The organism is Variovorax sp. V15 (assembly GCF_041154425.1).
GTDB classification, from domain to species: Bacteria; Pseudomonadota; Gammaproteobacteria; order Burkholderiales; family Burkholderiaceae_C; genus Variovorax; species Variovorax guangxiensis.
The window spans coordinates 225390-245914 of the sequence record NZ_AP028660.1; the positions used below are offsets into that span (position 1 = coordinate 225390).

The window sequence follows — 20525 nt, forward strand, 5'->3', positions numbered from 1 at the left end:
TCATGATGTCCGCGGCGCGCTGGGCCGCCGACGCGATCCTGCGAGCAACTAGATGGATCTGTCGATGGCAATCGGCTTGGTCTAGTTTCCGCCCAGTTATGTCGTCCGTTGGCGGACCGCCGTCATCGATGTAGCGCGTGGCGCACGTCGGCGCTTGAAGCTGTAGTCGATGGCCTCAGCAGTAGCTGAGCCCTCGGGCACCATCTGCCGCTGCGCGGCGAGCCGGTAGTACAGCGCACCGGCTGGCCGTTCTCATCAGCAAAGTCACACCAGATCGAACATCTCTTCTCCAGCTCGATGGCCTTCCGGGTTGCCAGAACCAAGCCAGTACTTTTCCCCGTCACGAGCTGAATATCTTTTTTGATTCATGGCAGGAGTACGCCAAGAATGCTTCGCTGGATTCGGGCAGGCTTTGCCCGGCCCTGCAAATCGCTACAACGGCCCGCTTTATCACCGGATCCACCAAGGGGATCCACACGACATTGGCTGGCAACGCGCACGACAGTACGAAGGACGGAAGTATCGATATGCCGAGGCCGGCCTGCACAAGTCCGATGGCGGTGGTTACCTGCGCTACTTCATAGACGGGCTTGAACGTTTCTCCGATTTCGGCGAAACCCTGCTCGACGAGTACGCGCAGTCCGCTGCCTTGGCGTAGCAGCACAAGAGGTTCATCGCACAGATCGGACCATCGCACTTCACGCAGTGAGGCGAGCGCGTGACCTACCGGGCAAGCGAGCATCAAGCGATCCTGGCAAAGAGCCGTGGTCGAAAGATCCTGCGCGTTCAGATCTGAAGTGCATATGCCGAAGGCTGCCTGCCCGCTACGCACTGCGGCTGCAACGCTGTCCACCGGTAGATCGAGTATCTCCACCCTGACCTGCGGGAAACGCTTCTTGAAACTCGCCAGGAGGTATGGAACCAGCGTGGATGCAAGCAGAGGGGAGGTCGCGACGGCGAAACGATGCGCGCGCCGGTCGACGAAACCACGAAGGCCCTCGAACGCGCTCTCGAGACTCTCGAATACGCGTTCAATCGATGGCAACAACTCCTGGCCTGCCTCCGTGAGTGCGATCTTGCGTGTCGTCCGGTCAAACAGACGAACAGCGAGTTCGCCTTCCAGCGCACTGATCAACATGGACAGGGCCGAAGGCGTGAGATACAGGCGTTGCGCCGCGCGCGTAATGCTGCCCTCGTGGGCAACCGCGACAAATGCGCGCAATTGCCGGATGGTCACTGCCGACTGCGGAAAAGACGGCATGCGCACGCTCACCTTGTTCGCACCCGCTATCCGTCAGAAATCCGTGCGAATCGACCACAGCTCGGGAAAATGGCGATGCTCCGTGACGTGCTGGAGCCAGCCCACGCCAGCAGAGCCGCCCGTTCCCGCCTTGAATCCAATCAGCCGCTGGACCGAAACGAAATGCCTCCAGCGGTACTGGCTGATCTGGTCGCTCAACGCAACCAGTGCTTCTGCGAGCCGATAAAGGTCGTTGCCGGGGGCGGGGTCTTCGTAAACCTTGCTCCAGGCTTGTTCGACGGAAGCATTCACGCTGTAGGGTTGCGACCAATCCCTCTCGAGCGCCGCCTGGTTGATCGCGTGACCACGCCTGGAAAGAAGCGCGATGGCTTCGTCGTAGAGGCTGCGCGAGTGCAAGGCGGCGTGAATGCCGGGCCAGACATGGGGCATGTTCTTGAAGGCGCTTGCAAGCCTCGCGCTCTTGTTGCCCAGCACGAACTCGACGTGTCGGTACATGAACGAAAGCTGGCCCGACGCCGTGCCAAGGTAGTCGCGAAACTCATTGAATCCCGCGGGTGAGATGGTCGAAAGCACGTCCCACGAACTGGTGATGTACTGCGCATATGCCTTGGCCCGCACCAGGATCTCGCAGGCGTTGTCCACGCAATCCTTCGTCAGTTGCAGCTGCGCGTTGTACAGCTCGAAATGCAAGGCCTTGAACAACAACTCCTTGACCTGTCCCATGATGAAGAAACATGTCTCGTCATAGCCGGGGCTGCGGGGATGCTGCAGGGACAGCAGCAGATCGATACTCTGGTAGTCGACGTAGGGGTTGCTCTTGCCAGCGAAGTCGACGAGGGGTGCGCCCCCGGTCGACTGGGCGGTTTCGGCCCGGCTGGTGTCCGTCGTCATGGGCATCGGCCGCGCTTCAGCGGAGGCATTGACGCCGCTGATGTCGACGATGTGTGGGAATTGAGGGCGATAAGCGGGCATCGTTTTTCTCCAATGATTCAGGGGCGGGCGAGCAACGCCAGGGCAGCGTCGCCGAGCGGCGTGTCGCGTTGGGCTAGATCCAGGATGACGTCGAAGTGATTGCGCGACGGCACTTCGAAGGCGCTGACGCCAGTGCCAGGACCCGATCGTGCTCTGTCAATGCGCGACGCGAACTCCGTACTTTGACGCTTGAACTCGTTTGTCTCGAATTCGCCCCAGCACACCAACGCGGGCGGAAATCCGTCCAACGGCAGCAATCCAGGACTGACGAGTGCTGCTTCATCGGGAGTCAGCGACAAGGCCGCGTCGATCGATGTGCCGATGAGCGGTTCGAGCACGTAGATGCCCGAGACCAGCACCGCCGCCTGCGGCAATCCAGGCGGGAGGTCTGGGTCGCTCGACCAACCTCGAAGGCAGCACATGGCCGCGAGATGGGCACCCGCCGAGCTGCCAGCGATCACGATGCGCTGTGGGTCGAAGCCGAGTGCGGCGCCTTGCGCATGCAGCCAGCGCAGGGCGGCCCTGCACTCCCTGACGATGTCCAGCACGCTGGCTTCCGGGGCCAGCGTGTAGTCGATGGCAGCGAAAGCGATGCCTTCGGGCACGCAACCATTCGCGGGGAAAAGCGAGGACGCCTTCGTCAGCTCCTGCCAGTAGCCCCCGTGAATGAACACCAGCAACGGCGGCAAGATCGCTGCTGCAGGCGCAGGAAAGAAGTCAAGCCGATTCGATGCCTTCTCGCCATAGGAGAGATTCAGTACCACCGCATGCCGTTGCAGGGCCTCTTCGCTACGGGCCTGGTATTCGTCCAGGAACGGTTGGTAGTTGCCTCCGATGCAAGAGCTGGGGGAGTATTCCCGCTCCCGGTCAGCCAAGGTCATGGGGTATTCGATGTCCGTACTCATTGTGGTTGGAACCCCGTGCGTTTGACCATCGATGCAAAGCTGGTGTCGGCGGCGTGCATCAGCTTCTTTACGTCTTCGGACGCACCCTGCACCGCGGTGGCACCGAGGGCGGTCATCTTCTCGGAGAAATCCTTCGAGCCCACGACCTTCGAAGCTGCGGCAGCATAGGCTTTCACCAGTGCGTCGGATGTTCCCGCAGGTGCGTACAGCGCGGTGAATCCGACTGTCTCGTATCCAGCGATGCCGAGTTCGCCGTAGGTCGGCACGTCGGGCAAGCTCGGCGAGCGCGCCATCCCGTTGATCGCGACGATCCGGATCTTGCCTTCCTTTGCGGCCGGCAGCGTCGCGGCGATGGAGCCAATGCCCGCCGGAATCTGGCCTGCGATCAAGTCCTGGATCAACGGCGCTTCGCCGCGGTAAGGCACCGATACGAGCTGCGCCGAGATCTCGGCGGAAATCATCGATACCGCGAAGTCCGGCGCGCTGGCGGGGGCCGGAACGCCGACGTTGCCCTTGCCGGGATTGGCCTTGGCCCAGGCAGCGAAATCCTTGAGGCTCGGCGTCGAACCCGGCACGCCCCTGGTACTTACGACAAGCACGTCTGGGATGAGCGCAACGAGCGCCACAGGAGAAAAATCCTTGGCGGGGTCGTAGCCGGGCTGCCGTACTGTCAGCGGAATCATCGAAATGGCGTGGCTGTTGGACAGGAAGATCGTGAGGCCGTCGGGTTTCGCTTGCTTGAGCGCCTGGGCCGCGATCTGTCCGCCCGCGCCCGGCTTGTTGTCGACGACCACGGGCCGCCCCAGCTCCCGCTGAAGGCCAAGGGCCAGGTGACGGGCAATCATGTCGGTACTCCCGCCCGGAGAGAAACCCACCAGTATCCGGATGGGGGAATCGTTCTGCGCAAATGTCGAAGTCGGCGAAAGCGCGAATGCAATCAATGCCGATACGCTCAGTTGCTGGACAAGCCGGGCCGCAAATTTCATCTGATTTTTCTCGGTGGGTTTAGGTCGAACAGGGACAAAGGCAAGGGGCTCAGGACAGATCGAAGATCTTTCCGGGATTGAGCAGATTCAGTGGATCGAATGCCGCCTTTACCGAACGCATCGCGGCGATCTCGCTCTCGGTGCGGCTGAAGCGGAGGTATGGCTTTTTCAACAGCCCGATCCCATGCTCCGCGGACACGCTGCCTCCCATCTGCGCCACGAGATCGAAAACGAAGTGCTCCACCATGCGTTCGGCTTCTTCGGGAGGGGCGTCGATCGATCTCGCATCCGTCGTCAGATGCAAGTTGCCATCGCCCAGATGGCCGAAGCGCACCGTTCGATGGCCAGGCCACCGTTGGGACATTGCTGCCACGCAGTTCTCCGCAAAATCGCCGAGCTTCGACACCGGCAGGCTGATGTCGAAGCTGATCGGATGCATCCGCGAATGGAACTCGGCCGGAATCTCGCGGCCGCGCCAGAGCGCGCGCGATTGCGCGCTGGTCTGGGCAATGACGGCATCCGCAACCGCACCTGCTTCCATCAGCGAAGCCAGGACGCTTTCCAGTTGCGCGGTCGTCGAAGCGTCCTCATGGCCATCGATGTCGATCAAGGCGAACAGAGGGTAGCGCTCGGGAAAGGGAGGCGCCATGGCGTTCCAGGCGATGGAGAGCCGATGGAAGTCTTCCCACATCAGCTCGAACGCCGCGACGGCGCCCGGAAAGCTGGTCTGCAGCCGTCTCAATGACACGATCGCGCTGTTGTAGTCAGGGAGCGCGAGAAAAGCGGTCGTCCTGGAATGCACCTCGGGACGGAGCTTGAGCAAGGCGCGCGTGATCACGCCGAGAGTTCCCTCGGCGCCCACGAAGAGTTGCTTGAGGTCGTAGCCGGTGTTGTTCTTCAACATGGGCCGCAGCATGTTCAGGATGCGGCCATCGGCCATCACGACCTCCAGGCCCAGCATCTGTTCGCGCATCATTCCGGACTGGATGACGCCCATGCCACCGCCGTTGGTCGACAGGTTGCCGCCGATCTGGCAGGAGCCGCGCGCACCCAGATCGATCCCGAACGAGAGCCCCTCGGCCTGCGCTGCCTCCTGTACGGCCTGAAGCGTCGCGCCCGCTTGAACCTCCACGCAGGACTCCTGCTTGTCGATGGGGCCTATGGCGTTCATCCGCACCAGCGAAAGCGCAATGCCGTTGCCGACGGGCCTCGCACCGCCGGCCAGGCCGGTGAGCCCTCCCTGCGGCACCACGGGTGTGCGGAAACGATGGCACAGCCGCAGGACGCCGGCGACCTCTTCGGTGCTGGATGGCATGACGAGTGCAAGGGGCTTCACCGGTGCCATGCCGCTCCAATCCGTCGCGTGATGCGGCGGAACGGCGTCGCCGACTCTGACGGCCGACGCTCCCAGGAGATCGACCAGCCGAGCTGGAAAGTCATTGTTCATCGCTGCAACGCAGGACATGGAAAGAACACACGAGAGACGGATGGCGCAAGTTCAGGTGACCGCCTTGCGCACCATGTACCGGTCGCTCTTCCACGCGCCTGTAGCCATCACATCCTTGATCTGCGCCACGGCGTCCCACACGTCGGCAAAACGCAGATAGAGCACCGCAAATCCGAAGCGCAGGATGTTCGGTGCACGGAAGTCGCCGATGACGCCTCGCTCGATGAGGACCTGCATGATCGCGTAGCCGTGTTCGTGCGCCAGCGACACTTGGCTGCCGCGCAGCGCCGCTTCGCGCGGCGTCGCCACGGTGAAACCGTCCAGCTCCTGGTCTACAAGCTCGATGAAGAGCTCGGTCATCCGTTCGCTCTTGCGGCGCAGTGCGGCCATGTCGACGTCGTCGAAGGCATGCAGGGCTTCCTCCAGCGCGATCAGCCCCAGTTGAGGCGCCGTGCCGACGAGCATCCGGTCGATGCCCGTCGCCGGCTGATACTGCTGGACAAATTCGAAAGGCTTCGCGTGGCCGTGCCAACCCGACAGCGGCTGATCCAAAGCCTCCTGATGGCGTTCGGCGACAAAGACGAACGCCGGAGCGCCCGGGCCACCATTGAGGTACTTGTAGCCGCAGCCGACCGCGAAGTCGGCACCGCAGCCATTCAGGTCGCAAGGCATCGCTCCGGCCGTATGGCACAGGTCCCATACCACCAGCGCGCCGACCTCGTGGGCGCGCGCGGTGATCGCCGCCATGTCATAGAGACGCCCCGTGCGGTAGTTCACGTGGGTGAGCGAAACAATGGCGACTGTCTCGTCGATGGCGTCGAGGACATCCGAAGCCTCGACCGCACGAAACTGCGCGCCCATCAGGCTGCTCACGCCGCTGGCGATGTATGCGTCGGTAGGAAAGTTGTCCTTCTCTCCCAGGATGACCTTGCGCCCCGGCCTCATCCGTAGAGCCGCACACAAGACCTTGAACAGGTTCACGGATGTCGAGTCGGCAGCGATGACTTCGCGGGCTCCGGCGCCGATCAGACGCGCGATCCGGGAGCCCACGCGTTGCGGGGCGGGATACCAGTCAGCGTCGTTCCACGAGCGGATCAATCCATCCCCCCACTCCACCTCCACGGCCTCACGGAGCCTCTGCGGAACGGTCTTGGGAAGGGCTCCCAGCGAATTGCCGTCCAGGTAGATCACGCCTTGCGGCAACTGAAAGCGTGCACGGTGCGCGGACAACGGGTCTTCGCTGTCCAACCCGAGGCAGAACTCTCGTGTCAAAGGGATCGATTTCGTAGGTTCAGGGGTGTTCATGAGAAAGAAAGTGTATGCAGCACGATGCGCATTTGTTAGGCTTTGTGGCGCCTTAATGCCGCCTCTCGCGACTAATCAACCCAAATATCTCTTCACGATTGGATAAATCATGCAAATAGAGCTGGATCGAATCGACCGCCTGGTGCTGCGGGAGCTTCAGTTGAACGGCCGCCTGACCAGCACGGAGCTGGCGGAGCTCACTCATCTTTCGCAATCACCGAGCTGGCGGCGCGTCCGGCGGCTGGAAGAAGCAGGGGTCATCGCGGGCTATCAGGCAAGGCTGGACCGGCGAGCGCTTGGGTGGGGAGTGCTTGTGTTCGTGACGATCAGCATCGACAGCCAGGACGAAGCGCACTCGATGCTGTTCGAGCAAAGCGTGAAAGACATCCCGGAGGTGATTGCGTGCTACGGCGTGTCCGGTCCGGAGGACTTCATCCTGCTTGTCGTCGCACAGGATCTGGAGCGCTACTCGACGCTGATGCAGCACAAGCTGAGGCGACTGCCGGGCGTGAAGATGCTGCGCAGCAGCTTCGCCATGCAGGAAGTGAAAGCGGCGATCGGCGTTCCGATTCCCGAATAAGGAAATTGCCGATGCGGGCCGGGATGGGAGCGGCTCGTTACTGAGGGGCCTGCCCTCGCGGCAGCGCGCGACGACCGGCGGGCATGGCGACGCCGGCGGCTGGTCTCGCCCGCGTCATGCGCCATGCATCGGGCACGCATCGAGACAGCATCCACCCGTCTCGCCCGACATCACGGTGAATGCGACGCGTGAGGCGAGACAAACCTTGGCGACTTTGCAGAAACGCTGAGCAATCCTTCAAAGTATTTCGCTTGTTCTGGCGCCTGCAAGACGGCCAAATCCGACCCATCGCAACCAAGGGTCCGGAGCAGGAAAAAGGAAGCAGCGCGTGGCCCCGGCTCCGCCGCCTGGCGGGGCAAATTCCCATGCCGCCGGTCGACTTCGTCCCGATGCGCTCTGTGCCGACGCAACACATCCGGTGCGATAGGCACCAACCCTTTTCAAGAAAGCAGCTCCATGAACCGCAAGTACCGCAAGCAAGATGCCAAGGCCTATGCCCGCGAACATTTCCGTGGCGTCTGGGCCGCGACCGTCACGCCGTTCCGCGAAAACCTGTCGTTCGATGAAGGGGGATTCCGCCGCAATCTGCGCCATTGGGTGCACACGCTGCGGCTGGGTGGACTGTTCGTCACTGGCAAGCAGGGAGAGTTCTTCTCCATGTCGCTGGCAGAGCGCAAACGAAGCTTCGAGATCGCCGTCGAGGAAGCTGCGGGCCATTGCGGCATCGTGACTTCCTGCTCGGATGTCAATCTGGACGTTGTGCTTGCCCTGGCTCGCCATTCCCAGGACATCGGCGCTGACTACATCGTCGTGCACAGCCCCGTCCTGCACTTCCACCAGGACGTCGAAGAAACGGTCTACGAGTACTACCGCTACCTCAGCGAGCAGCTGGACATCGGCATCGCCTTGTGGAATCACCCGGATTGCGGCTATGTGATGAGCCCCGAGCTGTGCGCGCGCATCGCCGAGCTGCCCAACATCGTTGCCATCAAGTACAGCGTCGATCGCGCGCTGTACCGTGAACTGACACGGCTGGCCGGCGACAGGATCCTCGTCAGCACGGCCTCGGAAGAGGAGTGGCTCGAAAACATCGTCGAACTCGGCTGGCAGCTGTACCTGTGCTCCACCCCGCCCTTCCTGCTGCAGACCGCAGTCGACCAGCGCATCAATGCCTACACACAACTCGCATTCGACGGCAAGCTGGCCGAGGCTCGTGCGATACGCGACAGCCTGGAACCCGCACGCACCGCTTTTCGTTCGGCACGCCCGAGCGGCACACCCCAGGCGTACACGAAGTATTGGCTGGAGTTGCTGGGCCAGGTCGGAGGCCCGGTGCGCCGGCCTCTGCTGAACTTGACCGAAGGGCAGAAGGCTGCAGCACGCGAAGCGTTCGCCCGCAGCGGTCTCAAGCAGGCCTGAGCCGGACCATGGAAGAAAAGGGGCATTGAATGCAGCGCATTGGTTTGATCGGCTATGGCGCCATCGGTCGCGCGCTGCATCAGCTTCTGCTGTCGCATGCGAAAGCTTCAGTGGAAGTGACCGCCATCCTCGTCTCCACGCCCGCATCCGTTCAACCGCATGCCCAAAGTTCATCGCTCGCGGTGACGAAGGACCTGGAAACCATGCTGGACTTCGGTCTCGACATGGTCGTCGAATGCGCGGGCCATCAGGCGGTGGACACATACGCAGCCCCCGTCCTGCATGCAGGCATCGATCTGGTGCTGGTCTCGAGCGGCGCCCTCGCGGATGCCTCGCGAGAACAACGGTTGCGCGATGCGGCCGCCGCTGCGGGCCGCCAGATCCTCGTGCCGCCGGGCGCAATCGGTGGCATCGACTGGCTCGGCGCGGCGCGCACGGCAGGGCTCACGCGCGTGGTTTATCGCGCGTCCAAGCCGTCGCAGGCGTGGGCTGGCAGTGTGGCGGAAAGAAGCGTGGACCTCGCTTCGCTTGCCAGCCCGACGGCTTTTTTTCAAGGCAGCGCGCGCGAAGCCGCCGCCCTCTACCCCCGAAACGCAAATGTTGCAGCCACCGTGGCGCTAGCCGGTCTGGGCCTGGACGCAACGCAAGTCGAATTGATCGCAGACCCGGGTGCGTCCGTCAACGTGCATGAGATCGAGGCGGCGTCGGCGGGCGGGAGCATGGTCACTCGAATCGCCGGTCAACCCGACGCCGGCAACGCACGCACCTCCGTCATGACGGCGCACAGCGTGCTCAGGACCATCCTGAACCGTAGTGCCGCCATGGCGATCTGAGCGCCCTTTGTTCCTATGGAGACTCCATGTTGAAACCCATTAATTTCCCCAAGTGGATTGCCGAGAACCAGCACCTTCTCAAGCCTCCGGTCGGAAACCAGCAGATCTGGAAAGACACGGACCTGATCGTGACCGTGGTCGGTGGCCCCAATCAGCGCACGGACTTCCACGACGATCCTTTCGAGGAATACTTTCACCAGTTCAAAGGCAATGCACACCTGCTGGTGGCAGACCGCGGCAAGTTCGAACGCATCGACCTGCACGAGGGCGACATCTTCCTCCTGCCCGCCCATGTTCGCCACTCGCCTCAGCGTCCCGAGCCCAACAGCCTGTGCACGGTGATCGAGCGCACCAGGCCGCCGGGCACCATCGATGCCTTCGAGTGGTACTGCGCGGAATGCGGTCACCTGGTGAACCGCACCGAAATCCAGCTTCAGAGCATCGTCAACGACCTGCCGCGCGTCTATGAAAGCTTTTACGGCGCGGCGCCGGAGCAAAGGCGCTGCCCTTCGTGCGGCGCGGTGCATCCGGGACGGGATTGGCAAGCGTGGCACACGGCGCGCGGCGCTTGAGCGCCGCGCTTCGGCTTCATCGTTCATCCATTCAACACTCATTCATTCGGCAGCTGCGGGCCTTCCATCTGCCGAGCACACCATGCCTACTTATCCCGATCTGAAACTGTACATAGACGGACAATGGCGCTGCGCGTCCGATACGATGCCGGTCATCAACCCCTCGAACGAATCCACCATCGGTACGTTGCCCGTTGCGCGGCAATCGGACCTCGACGATGCGCTCGAAGCCGCGGCAAAAGGCTTGAAGACGTGGAGCCGTACCGCACCGCGCAAACGCGCTGAAATCATGATGCGCGCCAGTGCGCTCCTGCGTGAGCGCAATGAGGAGATCGCCTACACCATCAGCTCGGAGCTAGGCAAGCCGATCAGGCAGGCGCGCATGGAAGTGATCCGTGGCTGCGAATTCTTTGAATGGGATGCCGGCGAGGCGCAGCGCATGTATGGCCGCGTCATTCCAAGCGAGCCGGGGATCCGGTACATGACGGTGCATCAGCCCATCGGGACGGTCGCAGCCTTTTCGCCATGGAATTTTCCGATGAGCCAACCTGCTCGAAAGGTGGCAGGCGCCCTGGCTTCGGGTTGCTCGATCATCCTGAAGGCGGCCGAAGAAACCCCGGGCGGTGCTGTGCACATTGCACGCGCCTTCCATGATGCTGGGCTTCCGCCCGGTGTCCTGAACCTGGTGTTCGGCATTCCGGCCGAGATTTCGAGTTATCTGATCCCGCATGACCAGGTGCGGATGGTTGCCTTCACGGGTTCGACGGCCGTCGGCCGGCACCTCACTGGGCTCGCCGCACAGCACGGCAAGCCGGTGCTCATGGAACTGGGCGGCCATGCACCGGTGATCGTTTGCGACGACGTGGACCCCCACAAGGCCGGCGTGCTGTCGGCCACGAGGAAGATGCGCAACGCGGGGCAGGTGTGCACTTCGCCAACGCGCTTCTTCGTCCACGAGAGAGTCTTCGATCGTTTCGCCGATGCTTTCGTCGAGCACGCGGCGGCAATCGTGGTTGGCAACAGCATCGAGGAGAGAACCGAGATGGGGCCCGTAGCCAGCGGCCGGCGAATCGAAGCACTGACGGCGTTTTCGGAAGATGCGGCTGCCAGAGGCGCGAGAACCCTTACCGGGGGGCACCGGATCGGAGACAAGGGGTACTTCTTCGCGCCAACGGTCCTGGCGGACGTTCCTGACGACGCGAAGGTCATGCAGGAGGAGCCCTTCGGGCCGATCGCCATCATCAACAGGGTCTCCACCCTCGATGAGGCCATTGCAAAGGCGAACTCGCTGCCGTTCGGCCTTGCCGCTTACGGGCTCACGCATTCCGCGGCCAACGTGGACCGGATGATCGACGGAATCGAGACGGGAAATCTCTCCTTCAATACCTTGGAAGCATCAGTTGCCGAAACGCCTTTTGGCGGGGTCAAGGCCAGCGGATTCGGCCGTGAAGGCGGCGCGGAAGGTCTTCTGCACTACACCGTTGTGAAGACCGTGTCTCACAAGATGGCGCTCTGATACGGCTGCTGCGCTTGAGCAGCGTCTTTCAATCGGCTCCTTCGTCAACGACGCCAGGCAAACACGAGGGTGCCGCTGGTTAGCGGCGAGAAGCTTGTGCGGCCTGAACGCCGAATCGCACAACAGTTTTCGACTTTTTTCCCCACCATGCTCTGGAGCTTTTATGCAAATTAAATGGATTGCGCCCGCGTTGGCCGCACTCACCCTGGCTGCTTGCGGCAAGAAAGAAGAAGCCGCGGCATCCGCAGCAACGGCTCCGGACGCAGGCGTGCTGATCGTCAGGATCGGACACGCCGGCCCGACCAGCGGTCCCATCGCCCACCTCGGCAAGGACAACGAGCTCGGTGCCAGGATGGCGATCGAAGACCTGAATGCAAAGAAGCTCAAGATCGGCGACAAGGTCGCCAGGTTCGAGCTGGTTCCCGAAGACGACGCTGGCGATCCGAAGCAGGGCACCGCGGTGGCCCAGAAGCTGATCGACGAAAACGTCAAAGGCGTGGTCGGCCACATGAATTCGGGCACTACCATTCCCGCCTCCAGGCTGTACAGCGACGCCGGTATTCCGCAGATCTCGCCTTCGGCCACCAACCCGAAGTACACCCGCCAGGGCTTCAAGACCGCTTTCCGCGTCGTGGCTGACGACATGCAACTCGGCAGCACCCTGGGCAAGTACGCCGTCGAAACGCTCAAGGGCAAGAACATCGCCGTGATCGACGACCGCACCGCCTACGGCCAGGGCGTCGCCGAGGAGTTCGAGAAGTCGGCCAAAGCCGCTGGCGCGACCATCGTGGGCCACGAGTTCACCACCGACAAGTCGACCGACTTCAACGCCATCTTGACCAAGCTGAAGGCTGCCAAGCCCGACGTGCTGTTCTTCGGCGGCATGGACGCCGTCGGTGGCCCGATGCTCAAGCAGGCCAGGCAGCTCGGAATTGACGCGAAATTCATGGGCGGCGACGGAATGTGCAGCACCGAACTTCCGAAGCTCGCCGGGGATGCCACGGGCGAGGGGGCGGTTGTGTGCGCCGTGGCAGGGGGCGTCGATGACGGCGCCAAGCAAGCACTGGAGGAGTTCAGAACCAGATTCAAGGAAAAGAACGGTGTAGACGTGCAGATCTACGCACCGTATGTCTATGACGCGATAGGCGTGTTGGCCGATGCGATGGTCAAGGCCGGCTCGGCGGAGCCTTCCGTTTACCTGCCTGAACTGAGCAAGGTGAAATACGAGGGGTTGACCGGAACCATCGCCTTCGACGAAAAGGGGGACATCAGGAACGGCGCGCTGACCTTGTTCACGTACAAGGGCGGAATCCGCTCGCAGATAGCCGTGGTTCGATGATTAGATGGGTCGGGCACGGTGCCGAGTGCAGTGGCCAACGCCGATGCACACGCTGGTGAGCGCCGCACCAGTGGCGAAGCCCGACCGGGCAAGCTGCATTCCTTCCACGATCAGCACCAGGACATCGGCGCATGCGATGGCGGCGCCGAGCCAGCGCTTTACCGTCCTCGCAACGGCCACGGATTTCGGGAAATGGATGTCGGCCATGCGGAGGTCCGGTGGAGGTGAGGAGGGGGGCATTGGACCTCCAGGGCGGCTGGCTGTAGAAATAGGCCGCCCATGAAGCGCTTTTGACTTCCATTTCCATCACGGCGTGATCTTCTTCGCGCAATGACTCGCCGTCGCGGCGCAGGGTTCGCACTGCGACCCGCGCAAGATGCATCGGTGAACGCCTGACCGGCCGATCGGATCGGCGGTCACTGCTTTGATGCGGCCCGTCGCCCGGTGATATCGCCGGTCGTCACTGGTTTCGCGTGGCCCCGGTCTGGCGGATGGCGCTCAGGGCCTGGGCCAGCCGTACATGATCAAGGTCGATACGAACCAGGGCATGGTGCGGGGCGCGGGTCGAGCGTCCGGCTACGGGGCCGGTGTCGCCTTGCACCATCCACCCGCATGATCGAGGTTGTCTCCTCGTTCAGCCCTGCGGGTTGCCGGCCAGACGGGCAACACGCGAGCGGGCCCTTGTCGTCCGCCTCGGGGGCACGCTGCCGCCGATCGATCGCGCATCCAGCGCGCCATTGCCTTGAGCAAGCTTTCAGGAAGCCGCAGTGCGCTCCGCGTAGCTTCCTTCGTTGCGGCAGGCCACCACGGCGCGCAGGCTGGCACTACAGGCGCGCAAAAATAGCGTCGCAGTCAGCGCGTTCCTTGGGTTCGATGAGGTCCCGCCAAGGTGGTGCGGATTCAACGGCACTTGACGTCGTAGTCCGAGACGCTCGGGAAGCCGTCTTCGCCGACGGTGGTCAAGGTCAGCTTTAAAGTCCTGGCCACGGGTTTGTCTCGTCCCGGTGCTGCCTCTCATGGGCGATGCCCGGGCGGGGCTGCAGAAACAGGGGCGGTCGTTTGCGAACCCGCGCGAGCGCCTTCAGCGACCACCGCCAGCAGGGCCGCCGGGCCGGCCCGCGCCTCGCGGTTCCTCCTACAACCGTGAGAGGGACCAGCCGACGAGCTGCGGCGTGCAGTCTGCCTACCTTGTCGCGAAGTCCTTCCCGAGGGTGAGGGCCCCGATGATCGGCGTCGTTGCGTTCGGTCCAAAAATTGCGATGAGAACAATCGTCATGGACAACATGCTGGATCTGATTCAGTGGCCGGCTTTTCTGGCGTCACTCGCTGCGGCCTGGCTGGTTGCATCCGATACGAGGCGGCGCAGAAACTGGGGGTTCTGGGTGTTCTTGCTCAGCAATGTGCTGTGGACGGCGTGGGGCTGGCACCGCTCTGCTTATGCACTGATCGCGCTGCAGGTCTGCCTGGCGGCCCTCAACATGCGGGGGCTGCTCAAGACAGAGCCTTCGGGGTAGGCGTTCCACATCTCTCATGCTGCGGCTTGTTGAACTGCCGGGCGAGCACTGTGAATGACGCACTAGGAACCCACATGCACCGCAGACATCGGGACACGAAGGTGCGCATCGGCCGCCGCCTCCTGGCCGCGCTGCTCGCGGCAGCCGTGGTCAGCGCTGTCAGCTTGCTCTTCGCCTATGGCATGCACGCGCCGAAAAAAGCACCCGGCGATGTCCCTGCCCGAGGCGCCGCGACGCTGCCGCAGGACACCGCGGGTCCGTCCACTTTGAAGTAGCTGCATGGTTGCCGGGCCGGCCACGTGCATTGCCGGCAAGGACCTATTCCACGGAGGAACCATGTTCGCCGCCGTGCGGGGTGGTGCCGGCCCGACGGTCTTGCTCATGCGTGGCCCCTGGCCCCTTGCGGAGCGCATTGCCGGCCCGATGCTCATCCGAGCAGATTCGCCCGTCCCAGCGACCCAGCCTGAGCGATATCTCCCTTCAGGTCCAGTCCTCGAAAGCAAGCAGCGCCGAGTTCAGCTCCGGCCTCGCCGATGCCGGTCGGGTCGAGCGCGGCGCTTGCCGTTGAGCAGCGAGTGAAGCATCGCGAAACCCGCCGCCACGACAAGCCGCCCAGCGAGCGCCACGATCAGGTCCTTGCGCTCCAGAGCCGCGTGCGCCTCAGAAGGCTTGCGCAGGCCCCTGGGTGCTCCTTCTACGTCGTCCGTTCCTGCTTCGGCCTTGTGCGCTGTTTCCTGGGTGGCGGCTTGCGCCTTGGCCGCCGCCACAGAACCGTGCGCATGGGCGTAGACCTTGGTGAACTCGGCGCCGAGCAAAAAGATCTGCGCCGCGTAATAGACCCAGGCCAGCAGGACGACGAGGGAGCCTGCCGCTGCAAATGATTCGTTGACACCGCTCTTGCCGAGATACAGACCGATCAGCACCTTGCCGATCTCGAACAGCACCGCCGTGACGGCCGCGCCGGTCCAGACATCCCGCCACGCGATGGGGGCGCTTGGCATGAACTTGAAGATCATCGCGAAAAGGACCGTCAGGATGCCGAGCGACACGAGCAGGTTGAGGCCCTGCAGCATCACCTCCCATCCCGGCACCAGGGTCGCGCTCCAGGTGCCGAGCGCGGCCAGGGCGGCACTCACCACGAGGGAAACCATCAGCAGGAAGGCCAGACCCAGGATCAGTCCGAACGACAGCACGCGCGCGCGCAGGACGCCCCATAAGCCGTGAGGCTTCGCGCGCTCCGGCACGTGCCAGATGCGATCGAGCGCACTTTGGAGCTCCGCAAAAACCGTCGTTGCGCCCACCACGAGCACGGCGATGCTGATTGCCCCGGCGATCAGCCCTCGGGAGGGCTCGCTGGCACTTCGGATCAGGCCTTGCACCGCGAGTGCGCCTTCCTCGCCCACCAGGCCCGAGAGCTGTGCGGCGATCTGGCCCTGCACGGCCTCCGTGCCGAACAGCGCGCCTGCCACCGCGATGACGATGACCAGCAGCGGCGCCATCGAAAACATCGTGTAGTACGCGATCGCCGCTCCCATGCTGGGCGCCAGATCGTCGATCCATGCACTGATCGCCTCCTTGCACAGAGGCAGGAGGCGGACTTTGCGAGGGTGGCTGCCTGAAGCATCGGGTGCTGAGAGACGCGCTCGTGTCATCCGGTGCCCTTCGCTGTGTATGGCGCGTGGCGCTGAAATCGGTCCATGGCGGCATGATGCGCAGTTCAGGCGGCCGTTCAGTAGGAAAGCGGCGGCAGTGGGCGTCGGGCAGTGGACGGCCGGCCGTACAACGTTCCCATTGGCGGACGGATGGACGCGAACGAGGCGAGCGTGTTGATCGGCGCAGCACTGGCGGACATCGGTGTGGTATGCGTTCCCGACCTGCTCGCGCAACCTTACTTGTTTCCCACGAATCGCATCCACTAAGATCAGTTCGATGAAGCAAGAGGGCGGGCGCGGGGCGCGCCGGATGGAAAATATGGAACGCGGGGCGCGTGCCGATGCAGGCGCGCCGGCGGCGGCCGACGAGCTCGATGGGGGATCGCGCGGCGCGCCTGAGTCGAGTCTCTCGCGCCTGCTTGGCACGCTGGGGCTCTTCTCCACGGCCAGCCCCTCGCTCACGGTCGAAGAGATCGCCACCCGCCTCAAGGTGCCCAAGAGCACGGCCTACCGCTACATCCAGGAGCTGTCGAAGGTGGGCCTGCTGGTGCGGCTGGACCGCAGCATCACGCTGGGTCCGCGCATCATCGAGTTGGACCGTTGTATCCGCGAGTCCGACCCGGTGATCCGCGCGGCCGCACCGCCCATGCGCGAACTGGCCGAGCAGACGGGCCTGGATGTGTTCCTGTCCAAGCTCTATGGCCACTCCATCATCACGGTGCACACCGAGTTCAACGACCCGCTGCCGCACCTGCGCTATGGCCGCGGGCGGCCGGTGCCGGTGTCGCGCGGCGCGAGCGCGAAGGCCCTGGTGGCCTTCCTGCCGGCCGCGCGGCTGCGCAAGCTGCACCAGGAAATGGCCGGCGAGGCGGCCGACACCCCTCCGTGGGATGCGTTCTACGAAGAAGCCCAGCGCATCCGCCGCGAGGGCTACTGCCGGACCTCGGGCGAACTCAACGAGGGCAAGACCGGCGTCTCTGCGCCGATCTTCGGGCGCGGCCGGCTCGTGGTCGCCAGCGTCACCGCGCTGGGCAGCGATGCGCGGCTGGCGCTTTTCGATGCGGAGGCGATCGCCGAGCTGGTCAAGCGCACCGCGCACATGATCAGCGTGCGCCTGTCGGCCGACGGGCACCTGTAGACGCGCCAGCCAGCTCGTTCAGAAGACGATGTTGGCCTTCTTGACGATGGGCGCGGCCGCGGCCAGCGAGCGGCGCCAGGTCTCTAACGCCTGTGCAGGCGTGCTCACCACCGGCTCTAGGCCCAGCGCCACCATGCGCGACTGCACCTGCGCATCGCCCGCGATGGACTGCAGCGCCGCCGCCAGCCTGGCCACGACCGGGGCCGGCGTACCCGTGGGAGCGAACACCGCGAACCAGCCGGCGTTGCCCATGTCGCGCACGCCCAGCTCCTCGAAAGTGGGCACCGCGGGCAGCGAACTCACGCGGCGCAGGCCGGTCACCGCCAGCGGGCACACCGAGCCGGCCGCCACCATGGCCTCGACGGCGGCGACGGTGAGGAACACCGCATCCACCTGGCCGCCCATCAGGTCGGTGATGGCGGGCGACGAGCCCTTGTAGGGCACGTGCAGCAGCTCGACGCCGGCCGATCCGGCCAGCACCTCGCCCATCACGTGGGCCGAGGAGCCCGCCCCGAAGCTGCCGTAGCTGAGCTTGCCGGCCTTGGCCTGCTGCAGGAAGGCGCGCAAGTCCCTGGCCGGGCTGTCGGCGCGCACGGCCAGCACCAGCGGCGCATTGGCCATCACGCTGACGATGGTGAAGGCCTCCTGCATGCTCTTGCCGGGCGCCACCTGCTGCTTCGAGGCGAGCGCGGCGATCACATGCGTGGAGTTGCTGCCGAACATCAGCATGTGCCCGTCGGCCGGCGGCTGCAGCACAGTGCGTGCGGCGATCAGGCCATTGGCGCCAGGCTTGTTGTCGATCACGACCGTGCCGCCCAGTGCGCCCTGCAGCTTCTGGCCGATGAGGCGGGCCACCGTGTCGGTGCCGCCGCCGGCTGCGAAAGGCACCACGAGGTTGATCGGCCGTTCCGGCCAGGTGGCGGCGCATGCCGGGCCGCTGCCGCAGGCGACCAGCGCGGCGAGTGTGCCGAGAACCTTGCGGCGATGGACGAGAAGTTCGCGATGGAACGAAGCTGAAGTCATGGTGTGGCGGGAAAACTGGAGAAGAAGAGGGCTGTGCGTCAGTCGACGCGGATCTGCCGCGCTTTGACGATGCGGTCATAGGTTGTGCGGCCCTCGGCGATGCGGGCCGCCATCTGCCCGGGCGTGCTGTAGACGGTCGTGAAGCCCAGGTTGCCGAATGTTTTGGTCACAGGCTCGGAAGTGAGTGCGGCCCGCATGGCCGCGTTGAGCCGCGCCACAATCTCCGGCGGCGTGCCGGCGGGCGCCAGCAGGCCGAAGAAGCCCTGGATCGTCATCTCGGGCAGGCCGGCCTCTGCGGCGGTGGGAATGTCGGGAAAGGCCGGGTCGCGCCGCTCGCCGGTCATGAACAGCGGCACCAGCTGGCCGGCGCGCAGGGCGCCGATCAGGGGCGAGGTGACTTCGTCCATCAACTGCGCCTCGCCGCGGATCACCGCGTCCTTGGCCATGATGGCGCCCTTGTAGGGCACGTGCACCACGGGCGCGCCGGTGGCGGCCAGAAAGATCTCGCCCAGCAGGTGGTTGCTGGAGCCCGCGCCGGCCGAGGCGAAGTTGAGCTTGCCCGGCTCGCGCTTTGCGAGCGCCACGAATTCCTGCACCGTGCGCACGCCCAGGCCCGGATTCGTGGCGAAGACAAAGGCCTGCGTGGCGCCCAGGCTCACCGGCACCAGCGTGGCGACGTGCTCCTGGTTGGGGTAGATCGCCGGTGCCGCGGTCAGGCTGCTGCCGCTGCCCCACAGCAGGGTGTAGCCGTCCGGCCTGGCCATGGCCGCCGCCTTGGTGCCGATGCGCCCGCCCGCGCCCGCGCGGTTCTCGACCACCACGGGCTGCTTGAGCTCCACCGACAGTGCCTGCGCGACGGCACGCGCCGAGATGTCGGTGGAGCCGCCCGGCTCGAAGGAGACGATGAGCGTGATCGGGCGCGAGGGCCAGGCGTCGGCACGGGCGACAGTGCCGCCGAGCAGGCATGCAGCGGCCAGGAGGGAGAGGGCGGCGCGGCGACGGATGGAGAAAAGGATCGGCATGGCAGGGCTCCTTGGGAAGATGCGCAATGGCGGCCTCAGTCCAGCGACACGTTGGCCTCGCGGGCCACGCGACGCCACTTGTCCAGTTCGGCCTGCAGCCTGGTGCGGAACTGCGGGCCGTCGGCCGCCGTCACCGCCACACCGCGCGCAGCGAGGCGCGATGCCATGTCGGGCGTGCGGATCACCTTGTCCAGCGCGGCGGCCAGGGTCGACACCGCGGCCGGCGGCGTGCCCGCGGGCGCAAACACGCCCATCCAGCCTTCGGCCACCAGCCCGCCGTAGCCCAGTTCCTGCAGCGTGGGCACATCGGGCAGGCCCGGCAGTCGGCTGGGAGACGGCGTGGCCAGGGCGCGCAGCTTGCCGGCCTTGACCTGCGGCAGCACCACGGCGGTGGTGTCGAAGGTGAAGTCCACGTCGCCGGCCAGCAGCGAGGTCATGGCCTGCTGGCTGCCCTGGAAGGGCACATGCGCGGCCCGCGTGCCGGTGGCTTTCAGGAAAAGCTCGCCGATCAGGTGGTTGGTCGCGCCCATGCCGAAGGACGAATAGTTGAGCTTGCCAGGCTGCGCTTTGGCGGTGGCGATGAGTTCGCGCACGTCCCGCACCGGCGAGCCCGCGGGCACGGCCAGCACGAAGCTCACGGTGCCCACCTCGGTGATGGGGACGAAGTCTTTCAGGAGATCGTAGGGTGCGGTCTTGCGCGTGACCGGGTTGATCAGCAGTTCGGCGCCCGTGCCGAAGAGGAGCGTCTGGCCGTCGGGCCTGGCGCGTGCCACCGACTGCGCGCCGATGGTGCCGCCGGCACCCGCGCGGTTGTCCACCACGACCGACTGCCCGAGTTCCGGCGCCAGCTTCTCGGCGATCAGCCGCGCCGCGCCGTCGGTGCCGCCGCCGGGCGGAAAGGCGACCACCAGGTGGATGGGGGCCGAGGGAGAGGCCTGGGCGCAGGCCAGTGCCGGCAGCAGGCCGGCGAGGGCCGCCAGGCAGGGCAGCAGGAGGCGTCGGAGCATGGGCATGGTCGTTCCTTGCGAGGGTGGCGAAGAC

20 protein-coding genes are annotated in these 20525 nt (G+C 64.6%); 9 read left to right on the forward strand and 11 right to left on the reverse strand.

The window, feature by feature from the left end:
- Positions 1 to 340: 340 nt before the first annotated feature.
- From ACAM57_RS33400 to kynU, 6 genes are read right to left on the reverse strand one after another with little or no spacing between them, the layout of a single operon-like run.
- Positions 341 to 1261 (reverse strand): LysR family transcriptional regulator, encoded by a 921-nt coding sequence (locus tag ACAM57_RS33400; protein ID WP_369662906.1) that lies wholly within the window; start codon positions 1259 to 1261, stop codon positions 341 to 343.
- Positions 1262 to 1294: 33 nt separating this feature from the next.
- A complete protein-coding gene (locus ACAM57_RS33405) occupies positions 1295 to 2233 on the reverse strand; it encodes a tryptophan 2,3-dioxygenase (RefSeq protein WP_369662880.1) in 939 nt (312 codons plus the stop codon).
- Positions 2234 to 2250: 17 nt separating this feature from the next.
- Complete coding sequence (locus ACAM57_RS33410; RefSeq protein WP_369662881.1) at positions 2251 to 3138, reverse strand: alpha/beta hydrolase; 888 nt, start codon at positions 3136 to 3138, stop codon at positions 2251 to 2253.
- Entirely contained in the window at positions 3135 to 4124 is a 990-nt protein-coding gene (locus ACAM57_RS33415) for a tripartite tricarboxylate transporter substrate-binding protein (protein WP_369662882.1), read from the reverse strand. The genes ACAM57_RS33410 and ACAM57_RS33415 overlap by 4 nt, the downstream gene beginning before the upstream one ends.
- Before the next feature lie 49 nt (positions 4125 to 4173).
- Entirely contained in the window at positions 4174 to 5571 is a 1398-nt protein-coding gene (locus ACAM57_RS33420) for an FAD-binding oxidoreductase (RefSeq protein ID WP_369662883.1), read from the reverse strand.
- 51 nt (positions 5572 to 5622) lie between these two features.
- Positions 5623 to 6876 (reverse strand): kynureninase, encoded by a 1254-nt coding sequence (gene kynU / locus ACAM57_RS33425; protein WP_369662884.1) that lies wholly within the window; start codon positions 6874 to 6876, stop codon positions 5623 to 5625.
- 109 nt (positions 6877 to 6985) lie between these two features.
- Between kynU and ACAM57_RS33430 the strand changes: the two genes are divergently transcribed.
- The 6 genes from ACAM57_RS33430 (at position 6986) to ACAM57_RS33455 (ending at position 13135) form a co-directional block, all read left to right on the forward strand.
- On the forward strand, positions 6986 to 7456 hold the full coding sequence (locus tag ACAM57_RS33430; RefSeq protein WP_369662885.1) for an Lrp/AsnC family transcriptional regulator: 471 nt from the start codon (positions 6986 to 6988) through the stop codon (positions 7454 to 7456).
- Between the two features lie 456 nt (positions 7457 to 7912).
- On the forward strand, positions 7913 to 8875 hold the full coding sequence (locus tag ACAM57_RS33435) for a dihydrodipicolinate synthase family protein (protein WP_369662886.1): 963 nt from the start codon (positions 7913 to 7915) through the stop codon (positions 8873 to 8875).
- Positions 8876 to 8904: 29 nt separating this feature from the next.
- Positions 8905 to 9708, forward strand: a complete 804-nt coding sequence (locus ACAM57_RS33440; RefSeq protein ID WP_369662887.1) for an aspartate dehydrogenase — start codon at positions 8905 to 8907, stop codon at positions 9706 to 9708.
- A gap of 26 nt (positions 9709 to 9734) precedes the next feature.
- Entirely contained in the window at positions 9735 to 10280 is a 546-nt protein-coding gene (locus tag ACAM57_RS33445; protein WP_369662888.1) for a 3-hydroxyanthranilate 3,4-dioxygenase, read from the forward strand.
- An 82-nt stretch (positions 10281 to 10362) separates the two neighbouring features.
- Positions 10363 to 11796 carry an NAD-dependent succinate-semialdehyde dehydrogenase gene (locus ACAM57_RS33450; RefSeq protein ID WP_369662889.1) on the forward strand — a complete coding sequence of 478 codons (1434 nt, stop codon included), beginning with the start codon at positions 10363 to 10365 and terminating at the stop codon, positions 11794 to 11796.
- A 163-nt stretch (positions 11797 to 11959) separates the two neighbouring features.
- Positions 11960 to 13135 carry a branched-chain amino acid ABC transporter substrate-binding protein gene (locus ACAM57_RS33455; RefSeq protein ID WP_369662890.1) on the forward strand — a complete coding sequence of 392 codons (1176 nt, stop codon included), beginning with the start codon at positions 11960 to 11962 and terminating at the stop codon, positions 13133 to 13135.
- Here ACAM57_RS33455 and ACAM57_RS33460 read toward each other — a convergent pair whose 3' ends face one another.
- Positions 13136 to 13342 carry a hypothetical protein gene (locus ACAM57_RS33460; RefSeq protein ID WP_369662891.1) on the reverse strand — a complete coding sequence of 69 codons (207 nt, stop codon included), beginning with the start codon at positions 13340 to 13342 and terminating at the stop codon, positions 13136 to 13138.
- Positions 13343 to 14409: 1067 nt separating this feature from the next.
- Here ACAM57_RS33460 and ACAM57_RS33465 point away from each other — a divergent pair.
- Positions 14410 to 14649, forward strand: a complete 240-nt coding sequence (locus ACAM57_RS33465) for a hypothetical protein (RefSeq protein ID WP_369662907.1) — start codon at positions 14410 to 14412, stop codon at positions 14647 to 14649.
- 74 nt (positions 14650 to 14723) lie between these two features.
- Positions 14724 to 14924: a hypothetical protein gene (locus tag ACAM57_RS33470; RefSeq protein WP_369662892.1), complete on the forward strand. Its 201-nt coding sequence runs from the start codon at positions 14724 to 14726 to the stop codon at positions 14922 to 14924.
- 240 nt (positions 14925 to 15164) lie between these two features.
- On the opposite strand, the gene ACAM57_RS33475 is transcribed toward ACAM57_RS33470, so the two are convergent.
- Entirely contained in the window at positions 15165 to 16184 is a 1020-nt protein-coding gene (locus tag ACAM57_RS33475; RefSeq protein ID WP_369662893.1) for a YihY/virulence factor BrkB family protein, read from the reverse strand.
- A 436-nt stretch (positions 16185 to 16620) separates the two neighbouring features.
- Between ACAM57_RS33475 and ACAM57_RS33480 the strand changes: the two genes are divergently transcribed.
- Positions 16621 to 17439 carry an IclR family transcriptional regulator gene (locus ACAM57_RS33480; RefSeq protein WP_369662894.1) on the forward strand — a complete coding sequence of 273 codons (819 nt, stop codon included), beginning with the start codon at positions 16621 to 16623 and terminating at the stop codon, positions 17437 to 17439.
- Between the two features lie 18 nt (positions 17440 to 17457).
- Here ACAM57_RS33480 and ACAM57_RS33485 read toward each other — a convergent pair whose 3' ends face one another.
- From ACAM57_RS33485 to ACAM57_RS33495, 3 genes are read right to left on the reverse strand one after another with little or no spacing between them, the layout of a single operon-like run.
- Positions 17458 to 18462 carry a Bug family tripartite tricarboxylate transporter substrate binding protein gene (locus ACAM57_RS33485; protein ID WP_369662895.1) on the reverse strand — a complete coding sequence of 335 codons (1005 nt, stop codon included), beginning with the start codon at positions 18460 to 18462 and terminating at the stop codon, positions 17458 to 17460.
- A gap of 38 nt (positions 18463 to 18500) precedes the next feature.
- Positions 18501 to 19484 (reverse strand): Bug family tripartite tricarboxylate transporter substrate binding protein, encoded by a 984-nt coding sequence (locus ACAM57_RS33490; RefSeq protein ID WP_369662896.1) that lies wholly within the window; start codon positions 19482 to 19484, stop codon positions 18501 to 18503.
- 35 nt (positions 19485 to 19519) lie between these two features.
- A complete protein-coding gene (locus ACAM57_RS33495; protein WP_369662897.1) occupies positions 19520 to 20497 on the reverse strand; it encodes a Bug family tripartite tricarboxylate transporter substrate binding protein in 978 nt (325 codons plus the stop codon).
- Between the last annotated feature and the right edge of the window lie 28 nt (positions 20498 to 20525).